The sequence below is a fragment of the Sphingomonas sp. NPDC079357 genome (assembly GCF_044901155.1).
GTDB lineage: Bacteria > Pseudomonadota > Alphaproteobacteria > Sphingomonadales > Sphingomonadaceae > Sphingomonas.
On sequence record NZ_JBJDOM010000001.1, the window covers coordinates 258633 to 271313 of the forward strand.

Annotated in this window: 12 protein-coding genes; 4 read left to right on the plus strand and 8 right to left on the minus strand. The window is 66.7% G+C overall.

Translation table 11 applies throughout. The features are described from left to right. Positions 1-7: 7 nt before the first annotated feature. The 6 genes from folP to ACI2JO_RS01225 all read right to left on the minus strand — a co-directional run bounded on the left by folP (position 8) and on the right by ACI2JO_RS01225 (position 5250). Positions 8-1060 (minus strand): dihydropteroate synthase, encoded by a 1053-nt coding sequence (gene folP, locus ACI2JO_RS01200; RefSeq protein WP_404718935.1) that lies wholly within the window; start codon positions 1058-1060, stop codon positions 8-10. 286 nt (positions 1061-1346) lie between these two features. After that, positions 1347-2480 (minus strand): site-specific DNA-methyltransferase, encoded by a 1134-nt coding sequence (locus ACI2JO_RS01205; RefSeq protein ID WP_404718936.1) that lies wholly within the window; start codon positions 2478-2480, stop codon positions 1347-1349. A 184-nt stretch (positions 2481-2664) separates the two neighbouring features. After that, positions 2665-3273 carry a ribonuclease HII gene (locus ACI2JO_RS01210; RefSeq protein ID WP_404718937.1) on the minus strand — a complete coding sequence of 203 codons (609 nt, stop codon included), beginning with the start codon at positions 3271-3273 and terminating at the stop codon, positions 2665-2667. Then, positions 3261-4088 carry a bifunctional hydroxymethylpyrimidine kinase/phosphomethylpyrimidine kinase gene (gene thiD, locus ACI2JO_RS01215; protein ID WP_404718938.1) on the minus strand — a complete coding sequence of 276 codons (828 nt, stop codon included), beginning with the start codon at positions 4086-4088 and terminating at the stop codon, positions 3261-3263. The genes ACI2JO_RS01210 and thiD overlap by 13 nt, the downstream gene beginning before the upstream one ends. Continuing rightward, positions 4085-4309, minus strand: a complete 225-nt coding sequence (locus ACI2JO_RS01220; protein ID WP_404718939.1) for a DUF1272 domain-containing protein — start codon at positions 4307-4309, stop codon at positions 4085-4087. The genes thiD and ACI2JO_RS01220 overlap by 4 nt, the downstream gene beginning before the upstream one ends. A gap of 110 nt (positions 4310-4419) precedes the next feature. Then, positions 4420-5250 carry a ferredoxin--NADP reductase gene (locus tag ACI2JO_RS01225; protein WP_404718940.1) on the minus strand — a complete coding sequence of 277 codons (831 nt, stop codon included), beginning with the start codon at positions 5248-5250 and terminating at the stop codon, positions 4420-4422. Positions 5251-5447: 197 nt separating this feature from the next. Between ACI2JO_RS01225 and uvrB the strand changes: the two genes are divergently transcribed. Together uvrB and ACI2JO_RS01235 are read left to right on the plus strand one after the other, a co-directional pair. Next, on the plus strand, positions 5448-7631 hold the full coding sequence (gene uvrB / locus ACI2JO_RS01230; RefSeq protein ID WP_404718941.1) for an excinuclease ABC subunit UvrB: 2184 nt from the start codon (positions 5448-5450) through the stop codon (positions 7629-7631). 207 nt (positions 7632-7838) lie between these two features. Beyond that, positions 7839-8585 (plus strand): energy transducer TonB, encoded by a 747-nt coding sequence (locus tag ACI2JO_RS01235; protein ID WP_404718942.1) that lies wholly within the window; start codon positions 7839-7841, stop codon positions 8583-8585. A gap of 83 nt (positions 8586-8668) precedes the next feature. Here ACI2JO_RS01235 and ACI2JO_RS01240 read toward each other — a convergent pair whose 3' ends face one another. Continuing rightward, complete coding sequence (locus ACI2JO_RS01240) at positions 8669-8800, minus strand: hypothetical protein (RefSeq protein ID WP_404718943.1); 132 nt, start codon at positions 8798-8800, stop codon at positions 8669-8671. A gap of 11 nt (positions 8801-8811) precedes the next feature. Next, positions 8812-9180 (minus strand): PRC-barrel domain-containing protein, encoded by a 369-nt coding sequence (locus ACI2JO_RS01245; protein WP_404718944.1) that lies wholly within the window; start codon positions 9178-9180, stop codon positions 8812-8814. A gap of 110 nt (positions 9181-9290) precedes the next feature. On the opposite strand from ACI2JO_RS01245, the gene ACI2JO_RS01250 reads away from it, so the two are divergent. Next, positions 9291-9824, plus strand: coding sequence for a hypothetical protein (locus ACI2JO_RS01250; RefSeq protein ID WP_404718945.1), 534 nt, complete (start codon positions 9291-9293; stop codon positions 9822-9824). 627 nt (positions 9825-10451) lie between these two features. Beyond that, entirely contained in the window at positions 10452-12623 is a 2172-nt protein-coding gene (locus ACI2JO_RS01255) for a TonB-dependent siderophore receptor (protein ID WP_404718946.1), read from the plus strand. Positions 12624-12681: the final 58 nt, after the last annotated feature.

A 12681-nucleotide genomic window follows, 5' to 3' on the forward strand; every position in this document is an offset into this window, starting at 1 on the left:
ATTGCCGTCACGACGGTGCCGAGAGGGCCCGGTCGCGCAATCCACGCCAGACCCGCAAGGCCTGCACGGTCTCCGCCACGTCATGCACCCGCAGCAATTGCACCCCCGCCTGCGCGCCGGCCATCGCCAGCGCGACGGACCCGCCAAGCCGCGCCGCGACCGGCGCTTCGTTGTCGAGCGCGCCGATCAACCGCTTGCGACTGACGCCGAGCATGATGGGGCACCCGAGCCCATGAAGCAGCGCGAGGCCGTTGAGCAACGCGAGATTGTCGGCGAGCGACTTGCCGAAGCCGATCCCGGGATCGACCATGATCCGCGCCCGATCGACGCCCGCCGCGACCACCGCCTCGACACGCGCCTCCAGCCAGTCGAACACCTCGGTCACGACATTGCGGTACGTCGGACGCCCGTGGCCGCCGGCCTTGGGATCGGGCGAGTGCATCAGGATTACCGGGGCGGCGCTCTGCGCGACGATCTCCACCGCGCGCTCGTCCCACAGCAATGCCGACACGTCGTTGACGATCGCCGCCCCCGCGCCCAGCGCCGCCTCGATCACCGTCGCCTTGCGCGTGTCGACCGATACCAGCGCCCCGGCGCGCACCAGCCGCTCGACCACCGGTGCCACGCGGCGTGCCTCATCCTCTTCCCACACCAGCGCCGCGCCGGGGCGAGTCGATTCGCCGCCGACGTCGATCACCGCCGCCCCGGCTGCCGCCATCGCCATGCCGGCGGACGCCGCGCCGGTCGGATCGTCGACATGCGCACCGCCATCGGAGAAGCTGTCGGGCGTGACGTTGAGGATCGCGGCGACCTGCGGCTGGTCGAAGCGCAAGGTGCGCTCGCCGAGCACCCAGGGCGTGCGCGGTGCGGTGACGCGCGCGTGGAGCGTCGCGGCGCGCGCGCCGAGCTGCGCGATGTCGGCAACGGAGACGATCCGGCGAGTGGTTGACTCGATGACCTCATAGGCCGCGAACCACTGCAACCCGCCCGCCAGTCGCGCGACATGGCCGTCGGGGTAGGCGAAGGGCGCGTCGGTGAAATGGGTCGGACGGAGGTGCATCGTGCTTACTCCCCCCTCCCGTTTAAGGGAGGGGTCGGGGGTGGGTAGCGTGCTCGCGATACGGTAATCGATCGCGCATAGGGAGCTGTATCACCAAGCCTCGACCCACCCCAACCCCTCCCTTGAAAGGGGGGGCTTTCGCTAACACGCCGTCGCGCCTGCGCAGGAAGGGGGCCTATGACGGTCCAGTTGATCGTGTCGTCTGCCCACACAGCCGACGCTTATGTCTTGCCGTCGCGCCACGACGAAACAGCCGTGCCCCCCGCCTGCGCCGGCTCGACGGTGGTTACGGCTGGGTCGCGAGCAGGTACGTCTGGCGCAGCGCGTCGATCGGCTTGAGCGCGCCCTCCGCCTCGTAATGCCAGAAGGTCCACCCGTTGCAGGCCGGCGCGCCCTGCACCGTCGAGCCGACCTTGTGGATCGATCCGTTCGCGCCGCAGGGCGACGACAGCGAGCCGTCGGCGCGGACCATCGCCTGCCAGCGGCGCTTGGTGTCGACCAACATCGTACCGGGCGCGAGATAGCCGTTCTCGACCAGCACCCCGAACGCGACCTTTGGCTGCGACTTGGGGCTCTGCATCGTCGCCAGCGCCGATTCGTCGAGCGGTAGCGCGGCGGCGATCCGCTCCTCGGCGGCGGCGATGTAGTCGCCCTCGCGCTCGATCCCCATCCAGCGGCGGCCGAGCCGCTTGGCGACCGCGCCGGTGGTGCCGGTGCCGAAGAAGGGATCGAGCACCACGTCGCCCGGCTTCGTGCAGGCGAGCAGGATGCGGTAGAGTAGCGCCTCTGGCTTCTGGGTCGGGTGAACCTTCACCCCGTCCTTCTTCAGCCGCTCGCCGCCGCCGCAGATCGGGAATTCCCAGTCGGAGCGCATCTGCAGTTCGTCGTTCAGCGTCTTCATGCTGCGATAGTTGAAGGTGTATTTCGCCTTCTCGCCCTTCGACGCCCAGATCAGCGTCTCGTGCGCGTTGGTGAAGCGGGTGCCGCGGAAGTTGGGCATCGGATTGGCCTTGCGCCACACGATGTCGTTGAGGATCCAGTAGCCCAGATCCTGCACCGCCGCGCCGACGCGGAAGATGTTGTGATAGCTGCCGATCACCCAGATCGTGCCGTCATCCTTGAGGATGCGGTGCGCCTCCGCCAGCCACGCGCGGGTGAAGGCGTCATAATGCGCGAAGGTGTCGAACTTGTCCCACTCGTCGGTGACCGCATCGACATGGCTGCCATCGGGACGGAACAGCTCGCCACCGAGCTGGAGATTGTACGGTGGATCGGCGAAGATCATGTCGACCGATTTGGCCGGCAGCGCCTTCATCTGCGCGATGCAATCGCCACGCAGGATCTGGTCGAGCGGCAGCACGACCGGCGTTTCCGCAGGCGTCGCGTAACGCCCGCGCACGACCTTTTCCAAAACCCCCATCGAATTCCTGCTCCCCGTCTGCGAGCCCCAAAAGGGCGGGAAAGCGCGAGTCCGTCAAGAGTCGTGCGGCGAAGCGAGTCCGTGTTCCACTCGTTGTCAATGCGGAACAAGACGAGTCCGTTTCTACATATTGAGTCAGGGGCGACTCGACAGACTCAAGGGGTGGTAGTGTGGCCGAAACGACTCAAAACGGCAAAATGCACTGTGCGACCGGTGCGAAGCTGCGGCGGTGGAGCGGCGATGGCCCGTGCTCGCGCAAAGCGGCGAGGTGCTGGGCGCTGCCATAGCCCTTGTTGGCATGCCAGCCGTAGTGCGGATGTGATTCGGCGGCGGCGATCATGATCTGGTCGCGAGTGTGCTTGGCGACGATCGACGCGGCGGCGATCGAGCGGCTGTGCGCGTCGCCCGAGACGATCGCGGTCGCGGCATAATTCCAGCGCGGCAGACGGTTGCCGTCGACTAGCACGTGGCCCGGTGCGCAGCCCAGCACCTCGGCCAGCCGATCGACCGCCAGCGTCATCGCCTTCATCGTCGCCCAGTAGATGTTGAGCGTATCAATCTCGGCCGGCTCGACGATCCCGACGCCCAGCGCCGCGCAGTCGGTGAGCCGCGCATACAGCCGCGCGCGCTCGGCGGCGGAGAGCTTCTTCGAATCGTCGATCCCGCGCGGTACGCCTTTGGCGGGCAGCACCAGCGCGCAGGCGACCACCGGCCCGGCGAGCGGCCCGCGTCCGGCCTCGTCCACCCCCGCCACCGGCGGCAGGCAGGCGCGTTCGTGCTTCAGGCCCGGCATTCGCGCTCCCACCGCTCGAACGGCGCGTCGCCGAGCGCGTGACCCATCGGCCCATGCCCTGCTCCCAGCCCCGGCGCGGCAAGCAGCGCGGCGCGGACATAGCGGATCGCGCGCGCGACCGCGGGTTCGAGCGTCATTCCCGCCGCAAGCCCGGTCGCGATCGCGCTGGCCAGCGTACAGCCGGTGCCGTGACTGTGCCGCGTGTCGATGCGCGGGTTGGCCCATTCGGCGATCACGCCCTCGGCACCGATCAACCGGTCCACCACCGTGTCCCCCATCGCGTGACCACCCTTCACCAGCACCGGCGCGCCGATCTTCGCGGCATAATCGCGCGCCGCCGCCTCGACATCGGCGCCGTCAAGATGGTCGCGCTCGACCAGTGCCGCCAGCTCGGGCAGATTGGGGGTGACGAGCGTGCTCATCCGCGCGAGCCGGGCGAAGGCGACAATCGTCGCCGCATCGGCGAGCGTCGCGCCACTGGTCGCGACCATCACCGGATCGAGCACGATCGGTGCTGCATACAGGCCGCTCGCCAGTTCATCGGCCACCGCGGCGGCGATCCCGGCCCCTCCGAGCATCCCGATCTTGACTGCATCGACGCCGAGGTCTTCGACGACGCTCGTCATCTGCCGCCGCACCATGTCCGGCGAGAGCGCGCTCATCGCCTGAACGCCGAGGGTGTTCTGCGCGGTGATCGCGGTGATCGCGGTCATCGCGTGGCCACCGAGCATCGTGACGGTCTTCAGGTCGGCCTGAATCCCTGCGCCACCACCCGAGTCCGATCCGGCGACGATCAGGACGCGCGCGATCGTCATGCGCGGTGATGCCGCTCGGTGGCGGCGGGATATTTCTTCAGCGTCTTGCCGATGCGTGCCGGCCGGTCGAGCAACTCGCCGCCGCAATTCGGGCAGGTTTCATCGAGCGCATCGACGCATTCGGCGCAGAAGGTGCATTCCATCGAGCAGATGAAGGCGCCGCCTTCGTCGGCGGGCAGGTCAACGCCGCAGCGTTCGCAATCGGGTCGCATCTCGAGCATGGCAGGCGTTTAGCGTCACGCATCCATCATTGCGAGCGCAGCGAAGCAATCCAGCGCCGGACCAGGACGCCTTGGATTGCTTCGCTACGCTCGCAATGACGAACAGGCGGTCAATCGACGAACGCGCGCTCGATGACGAACTGCCCCGGATTGGCGTTCGAACCCTCGGTCAGTCCGAGATGTTCGAGCATCGAGGCGATCTCGCGGATCATCGCGGTCGAGCCGCACAGCATCACGCGGTCATTCTCGGGATCGAACCGCGGCTCGCCCTCCAGCCCGTCGAACAGCCGTCCACTCTCGATCAGCGCGGGGATGCGGCCGGTGGTGTGGAAGTCCTCGCGCGTAACCGCGGGGACGTAATGGAAGCGCGTCGCCGCCTCGTCGGCCACCAACGGATCGTCGGCCAGCCGCGCGCTGAGTTCGTCGTGGAACGCCAGATCGTTGACCCGACGCACACCGTGAACGATCACGACCTGATCGAACCGCTCGTACACGTCCGGGTCGCGCGCGACGCTGAGGAACGGCGCAAGGCCGGTGCCGGTCGACAGCAGGAACAGCCGCTTGCCGCCGAGCAACGCGTCGAGCACCAAAGTACCGGTCGGCTTCTTGCCGAGATAGACCTGATCGCCCGGCTCCACCGCCTGCAACCGCTCGGTCAACGGGCCGCCGGGAACCTTGATCGACAGGAATTCAAGCTCCTCGGCCCAGGCCGGGCTCGCGATCGAATAGGCGCGCATCACCGGCTTGGTGGGCTTATCCTCAGTGCCGCCCTCGCCGGGCAGGCCGATCATCACGAACTCGCCCGAGCGGAAGCGGAACGACGCGGGCCGCTCGACCGCGAAGCTGAACAGATGCTCGTTCCAGTGACGCACCCATTTCACCGCGACGCTGTTGAAGGCGGTCGATTCAGGGATAAGCACTGGCGCACGCAGGTCGGTCATCGGCGATCCGGTCTGATATGAGGATTTCTTGCGAATGGCGCGCATTATGGTGCGTGGCGGGAAGGGTCAACCATAGCTGGGCTTGGGGCCGGGCAAGCGGCATCAGCCGCGCGCCGCTGTCCCGCGCGAAAGCGCAAAGCGGAACACATCGTCAACACGCCCTTTCGCCACGCTGCGGCTGCGCCCATATTGCGCGCATGGCGATCCAGATCCGAACCAACCTTGCCGAGCCCGAAACCGACGAGGCGTTTGTCCCGCACCGCCCCGCCCGCCCGCAGAAGGTGGAAGGCGGCAAGCGGTTCACGCTGGTCAGCGAATATCAGCCCTCGGGTGACCAGCCGACCGCGATCCGCGAACTGGTCGACACCGCACGCGCCGGCGAGAAGGATCAGGTGCTGCTTGGCGTCACGGGCTCGGGCAAGACCTTCACGATGGCCAAGGTGATCGAGGAAATGCAGCGCCCAGCGCTAATCCTCGCGCCGAACAAGATCCTCGCCGCGCAGCTTTACGGCGAGTTCAAGTCGTTCTTTCCCGACAATGCCGTCGAATATTTCGTCAGCTATTACGATTACTACCAGCCCGAGGCGTATGTCCCGCGCTCCGACACCTATATCGAGAAGGAGTCGAGCATCAACGAGTCGATTGACCGGATGCGCCATTCGGCGACCCGGTCGTTGCTGGAGCGCGACGACGTGATCATCGTCGCCTCGGTATCGTGCCTGTACGGCATCGGCTCGGTCGAGACCTATTCCGCGATGATCTTCGACCTGAAGAAAGGCCAGACCGTCGACCAGCGCGAGATCGTCCGCAAGCTGGTCGCGCTGCAGTACAAGCGCAACGATGCGGCGTTCCAGCGCGGCAATTTCCGCGTGAAGGGCGACAATCTCGAAATCTTCCCGTCGCATTATGAAGACAGCGCGTGGCGCGTGTCGTTCTTCGGCGACGAGATCGAGGAGATCGTCGAGTTCGATCCGCTGACCGGCAAGAAGTCGGCGAGCCTCAACTCGATCCGCATCTACGCCAATTCGCACTATGTCACCCCCGGCCCGACGATGAAGCAGGCGACCGAGGCGATCAAACACGAGCTGTCGGAACGCCTCAAGGAACTGGAGATCGAAGGCAAGCTGCTGGAGCGTCAGCGGCTGGAGCAGCGCACCAATTTCGATCTCGAGATGATCGCCGCGACCGGCAGCTGCAACGGCATCGAGAATTACAGCCGCTTCCTGACCGGACGCTTGCCCGGCGAGCCGCCGCCCACGCTGTTTGAATATCTGCCCGAAAACGCGTTGCTGTTCGTCGACGAGAGCCACCAGACGATCGGCCAGATCAACGGCATGTCGCGCGGCGACCACCGCCGCAAGATCACGCTCGCCGAATATGGCTTCCGTTTGCCGTCCGCGATCGACAACCGCCCGCTGCGCTTCAACGAATGGGACGCGATGCGCCCGCAGACCGTCTGCGTCTCGGCCACGCCCGGTGCGTGGGAAATGGAGCAGGCCGGCGGCGTGTTCGCGGAACAGGTGATCCGCCCGACCGGGCTGATCGATCCGCCGGTCGAGATCAAGCCGGTCGAGGAACAGGTGCAGGATCTGATCGTCGAGTGCGGCAAGACCACCGCGCTCGGCTACCGCACGCTCGTCACCACGCTGACCAAGCGGATGGCCGAGGACCTGACCGAGTACATGCACGAGGCGGGGATCAAGGTCCGCTACATGCACTCCGACGTCGAGACGCTGGAGCGTATCGAGCTGATCCGCGACCTGCGGCTGGGCGTGTACGACGTGCTGATCGGGATCAACCTGTTGCGTGAGGGGCTCGACATCCCCGAATGCGGACTGGTCGCGATCCTCGATGCCGACAAGGAGGGCTTCCTGCGCTCCGAGACCTCGCTGATCCAGACGATCGGGCGCGCGGCGCGCAACGTCGATGGCCGCGTGATCCTCTATGCCGACCGCATCACCGGCAGCATGGAGCGCGCGATGAACGAGACCGCGCGTCGTCGCGAGAAACAGGAGGCATATAACGCCGAACACGGCATCACCCCAACGACGATCCGCCGCAGCATCGGCGACATCATCGCGCATGTCTCGTCGAAGGATCAGGTGACGGTCGAGATCGACGAAGACCGGCCGCACATGGTCGGCCACAATTTGCGCGCGTACATCGAGGAGCTGGAGAAGAAGATGCGCAAGGCGGCGTCCGATCTCGAGTTCGAGGAAGCCGGCCGCCTGCGCGATGAGATTCGCGCGCTGGAGCAGGAGGAGCTGGGGCTTCCGGTCGAGCAGCAGAAGCTGCCGCTGATGGGGCGGAGCAACGAAGGCAAGCCGGGGACGCGCAAGACTCGTTTCGGCAAAACGCAGCGCAAGTTCGGGAAGAGGTAGGGGCGCTTCTCTTGCCCGTCACCCCGGCGAAGGCCGGGGTCCAGTTGCGGAGCGCCTGAAGAAGAAGCGAAGCGATGGTTGCGGGTTAATGCGGCGACGGCCCCCAACTGGGCCCCGGCCTTCGCCGGGGTGACGGTTGAGGATAGGGTGTTGGTGAGCACTGGACGATCACTCCCGGTTCAGCCACCCGCCCCTATATCCCGCATCATGTACGCGCAGCCTCCCCGCGAGCGGATCGGTCCGGCCATCGCCGCCGCGGCGATGAGCGCGGCGCTCGGCTGGGCGCTGTTCGTCGGGCTCGCAGGCGCACCGCTCGCGCAACGCTTCGAGGACGGTCTGGCGGTGTTCCGCGTCGCGCCCCCGCCGCCGCCGCCCGCCAAGGTGACACCCAAGCGTACGCATACCTCACGCCCGTCGGGCCGCGCCGCACCTCCGAACATCCGCTCGCAGGCGACGCAGGTCGCCGCGCCGAAGCCGATCGTCGTCGTGCCGCTGCCGCCGCCGCCGATCACGGTCGCGCTCAAGCCGTTTGCGGGCAATGACGCGACACAGGGTGCGACCAGCAAGGTCGGGCCGGGCACCGGCGCGGGCGGCGTCGGCGACGGGACCGGCAGCGGCGGCTGGGGTGACGGCGATGGTGGGCCGGGCGACGAGACGCCGCCGATCTGGAAGCGCGGCCGCCTGACCGACGCCGATTACCCACGCGACATTGGCGACGCGGGGTTTCAGGGGACCGTGGCGGTCAAGTTCCTTGTGTGGAGCGACGGGCGCGTGCACGACTGCCAAGTGACAAAGAGCAGCGGCAATACGACGCTCGACGCAACCACCTGCCGGCTAATTCAGCGTCGCTTTCGCTACGATCCGTCACGCGACGCGGAGGGGCGCGCGGTGCCGGCGTGGATTGTCGAGAACCACGAGTGGGTCATCGTGCCCGAACCGGCCGCGGGTGGTTGAGGCCGATACCTGAAGTTGGTCCGGGACGACGCTTCTTCACCGCGTCAACGAACCGTGCCCCGGATCAACTCCGGGGCAATGTGTCAGCGGTCCTCGGCCGGCTCAGCATCGATCGTCTGCGGCGGCGGCGTACTGCTGCCCTTGTCCGGCGCATCCGGGTCGGTCAGCAGTTCCTCGACGGCTTCCTGCACATCGTTTTCCTTGCGCTCGCTCATCGCTACGCTCCTTATGCGACGTTCAAATTCTCGCCCTGCACCTGATAGTAACTGGCGACGCGATCGGCGTAGGCCTGATCGAACACCGGGGCGTTGTTCGCCCAGCTCGGTCCGCCTTCCAGCAGGCGGCGGTCGATCGTCACGACATAGCGGTCACGCACCGGATCGAACTGCAACAGCGAGAAGGGCAGCGGATAATAGCTTTTCCCCATCCCAAGAAAGCCGCCAAGGCTGAGCACCGCATGGGTCGCCCGCCCGGTCGACTTGTGGACCATGAACGCCTGCACGGTGCCGAGATGATCGCCGTCACGCGTATCGACCTTCATCGTGTCGGTAAGGGTGGACTGCACCAGGATCTGGGTCGGCGCGTCTTCGGCCATGACAGAATTCTCCTATATCAAGCGATCTCGCGCGGTGAACCGTCATGCCGGCGCGGCGGTTCCGGGCGCAGCGGTTGAGCGCGCGACGGCAATCCGTCATAGCATCACGCGTGAACCGTTATCTTTCCTCGCTCCCGCTCGCGGCCCTGGTGGTGGCGATCGCCGCCTGCGTTCCGCGTGCCGTGCCTCCTGCCCCGGTCGCGCCGCCGCCGGTCCCGACGACTCCGGCCCCCGCTCCCACGCCGACGCCCGTCGCGGATTGGCAGGACTGGCCGTGGACGCCGGGCGCGTGGCGCTATATCCGCGACGCTGCCGGGACGCGCGCCAGCTATGACGTAATTGGACAGCCGCCTGCCGCCGAGTTGCGCTGCGATCGCGCTACGCGCGCCGTGCTGCTGTCGCGACCAGGAGGCAGCGCAACGCCATTCACGATCCGCACCAGCGCGATGACGCGCAGCGTGCCGACACAGCTTATCGCAGGTGGCACGCCGCAGGTGGCGGCCCGGTTTGCGGTCGACGACCGGCTGCTTGACGCGGTGGCTTTCACGCGCGGACGCTTTACCGTCGAACAGCCGGGCACGACGCCGCTGGTGCTCCCGCCCTGGGCCGAAGTGGGTCGGGTGATCGAGGACTGCCGCCGCTGAAGACTAAGACTCATGCGTCGAAGCACGAAGACTGGAATCTTCGTCCAGAACCCGACGCATTACAAGCCTTGTATCGCCATCGCTTCCCCGTCACATTGCGGATGCGACTGACGCGGTCGCAACTGTTATCAACCAGCGAAAGGAGGTGATCCGATGTCTCATGGTTCAGCAATGGGGTCGGTTCAGTTCGTTCGGGAGATGCGCTTCTAAGCATCGCCGACCCGCTGCGGGAGGATCAATCCTCTCTTCAACGTAGCGGAACAGGTGGTTCTTGGAGGCCCACATGGTCTCCCGGGCTGGAGCTCTCCGGCCGCTGACCATGTCAAGGGGTTGTCGGGCGTCCGTTAGCGGGCGTTCGGCAACCTCTTCTCATATTTGGGGTAGGCTGGAGCGCAGGCGCTTCCCCCACGCTCCGTTACCCTGCGCAGGCAGGGGCCCGTTTCTTTGTGGTGTGGCGGACCATCCGACAGAGACGGGTTGTTTGCAGATGCACCGTCGGTGCTGAACGAGACAGCCATGGGCTCCTGCCTTCACAGGAGCGACATCTCAACGTCAGCCCAGCGACTAAAAGGTTATTGATACTCACTCGCACTCACGATAGAGCCCGCCCCGATCAAAGGGGTTCTCATGTTTGTCCGTAAGTCCAGCAGCTTCCTCACCCTCGCAGCCATGCTTGCCGCCACCCCTTCTGTGGCGCAGCAGCGGAGCGACACCACGACTCCTGACGATGTGATCGTGACCGGCAGGCAGGTGCCCGATCTCGCCAGCGCCGGGACCAAGTCGGCGCTGCCGCTTGCCGAGACCGCACAGTCGATCACCGTCGTGACCGGCGACCAGATCGAGGCGCTTGGGCTCCAGAACCTCAACCAGGCGCTGCGCTTCGTCGCGGGCGTGACTCCCGAAACACGCGGATCGAGCGCCGAGGTCTATGATCAGTTCAAGCTGCGCGGCTTCGACGCGCCCGTGTTCCTCGACGGGCTGAAGCAGTTCGGCAGCACTACCGGCTATGCGATCCCGCAGGTTGACGTGTCGCGGCTCGCGCGCTTCGAGGTGCTGAAGGGCCCGGCCTCCACGCTCTATGGTCAGTCGAGCCCGGGCGGGCTGGTCGCGCAGTCGAGCAAGCTGCCGGTCGATGTGCCGCTCTACGGCTCGATCGCGGGAACCTACGGCGAATATAATCTCTACCGGGTCGACGCCGATGTCGGCGGCAGCACCAGCGACGTGCTGTGGCGCGTCTATGGCAGCGCGAACGGCAGCGACACGCAGCAGCGCTTCGCCAAGCGCGAGCGGCAGACCGTGTCCGGCGCGGTGACGATCGGTAACGGCTCGCGCACCACCTTCACCCTGCTCGGCACCTATTCGCACGATCCGCACAACGGCGCTTACGGCGTCTTCCCGGCGCTCGGCACGCTGGTCGACAACCCCAACGGCAAATTGTCGACGCGCTTCGACGGTGGCGAGGCGGGCAATCGCTACCAGCGCGAACAGGCCGCGGGGACGTACATCTTCACGCACGATTTCGGCGGCGGCTGGCGCTTCCGCTCGTCGGGCCGCTACCAGAATGTCACCGCGCAGCTCGGGCTGGTCTATGTCAGCGGCGCGCCGGTGGCGGGCAGCACGCGCGTCTACAATCGCGCCAGCTATGCGACCGACGAGGAGCTGAACAACTGGACCTATGACAATCAGCTCGCCGGGGTCGTGCGCACCGGTCCGATCACGCACCGGCTGTTGTTCGGCGTCGACCGGCAGGTCGCGCATTCGAGCGAGGTTTATCAGTTCGGCGGCGCGACCGCGCTCGACGTCTACAATCCGGTCTATGGCACGATGGCGGTGCCGCGCACCCCGGCACAGGTGCCGAACGGCTTCGGCGTTGATACGATCGACGCACGCCTTCGCCAGCAAGGCGTGTACGCGCAGGACCAGATGGAGCTGGGGGCGCTGCGTGTCACGCTCGGCGGCCGGCAGGACTGGGCCTATGGCAAGCAGATCACCACTGTCGGTAGCAGTGACAAGAAGGACGACAAGTTCACGTGGCGCGCCGCGGCGCTCTACACCCTGCCCTTCGGCCTCGCGCCCTATGTCAGCTATTCGACCTCGTTCGAGCCGCAATCGGCGACGGTGCGCCGGGGCGACGGCTCGTTCGGAATCGCCGATCCGTCGTTCGGCAAGCAGATCGAGGCCGGCGCGAAGTTCAGCGTGCCCGGCACGCCGATCCTGCTGTCGGGCGCGTGGTTCCGCATCGACCAGACCAATGTCGTCACCTCGACTCCCGATTTCTCGATCTCGCGCCAGACCGGCGAGGTGCGCTCGACCGGCGTCGAGTTCGAAGGCAGCGCACCGCTCGGGCTCGGCTTCACCGCGCGCGCCGCGTACAGCCGCCAGCGCGTTCGCGTGACCAGCGACCCGCAGGACCCGTCGCGGGTCGGGCGCGGGCTGGAGACGGTCGGACGCGGCGGCGCGTCGCTGATCCTCGACTGGGCGCCCGAGCGCGGCACCTTCCGCGGTGTCGCGCTCGGCGGCGCGGTGCGGCATGTCGATGAGGTCTATGCCGGCGTCTACACCCCGCCCGAGAACCCAGCCGCCGCCGCTCCGCTCAACAGCCCGTCCTACACCGTCTACGACGCGTGGGCGCGGTTCGATCTCGAGCGGCTGAGCCCGTCGCTCAAGGGGCTGACCGCCTCGGTCAACGCCTCCAACCTGTTCGACAAGACCTACATCACCTCGTGCTTCGCCAATTATGCATGGTGCTGGTACGGCAACCGCCGCGTCGTACAAGGGACGATCGCCTATCGGTTCTGATCGCGATCAACGCGTTAGCGGTGAACCTCTGATCGGCCCGTCCGTTCGCGCCCGGATA

Coding starts and splice junctions, on each gene's coding strand:
- folP (WP_404718935.1), bottom strand. CDS start 1,060: ATGCACCTCCGTCCGACCCATTTCACCGACGCGCCCTTCGCCTACCCC.
- ACI2JO_RS01205 (WP_404718936.1), bottom strand. CDS start 2,480: ATGGGGGTTTTGGAAAAGGTCGTGCGCGGGCGTTACGCGACGCCTGCG.
- ACI2JO_RS01210 (WP_404718937.1), bottom strand. CDS start 3,273: ATGCCGGGCCTGAAGCACGAACGCGCCTGCCTGCCGCCGGTGGCGGGG.
- thiD (WP_404718938.1), bottom strand. CDS start 4,088: ATGACGATCGCGCGCGTCCTGATCGTCGCCGGATCGGACTCGGGTGGT.
- ACI2JO_RS01220 (WP_404718939.1), bottom strand. CDS start 4,309: ATGCTCGAGATGCGACCCGATTGCGAACGCTGCGGCGTTGACCTGCCC.
- ACI2JO_RS01225 (WP_404718940.1), bottom strand. CDS start 5,250: ATGACCGACCTGCGTGCGCCAGTGCTTATCCCTGAATCGACCGCCTTC.
- uvrB (WP_404718941.1), top strand. CDS start 5,448: ATGGCGATCCAGATCCGAACCAACCTTGCCGAGCCCGAAACCGACGAG.
- ACI2JO_RS01235 (WP_404718942.1), top strand. CDS start 7,839: ATGTACGCGCAGCCTCCCCGCGAGCGGATCGGTCCGGCCATCGCCGCC.
- ACI2JO_RS01240 (WP_404718943.1), bottom strand. CDS start 8,800: ATGAGCGAGCGCAAGGAAAACGATGTGCAGGAAGCCGTCGAGGAACTG.
- ACI2JO_RS01245 (WP_404718944.1), bottom strand. CDS start 9,180: ATGGCCGAAGACGCGCCGACCCAGATCCTGGTGCAGTCCACCCTTACC.
- ACI2JO_RS01255 (WP_404718946.1), top strand. CDS start 10,452: ATGTTTGTCCGTAAGTCCAGCAGCTTCCTCACCCTCGCAGCCATGCTT.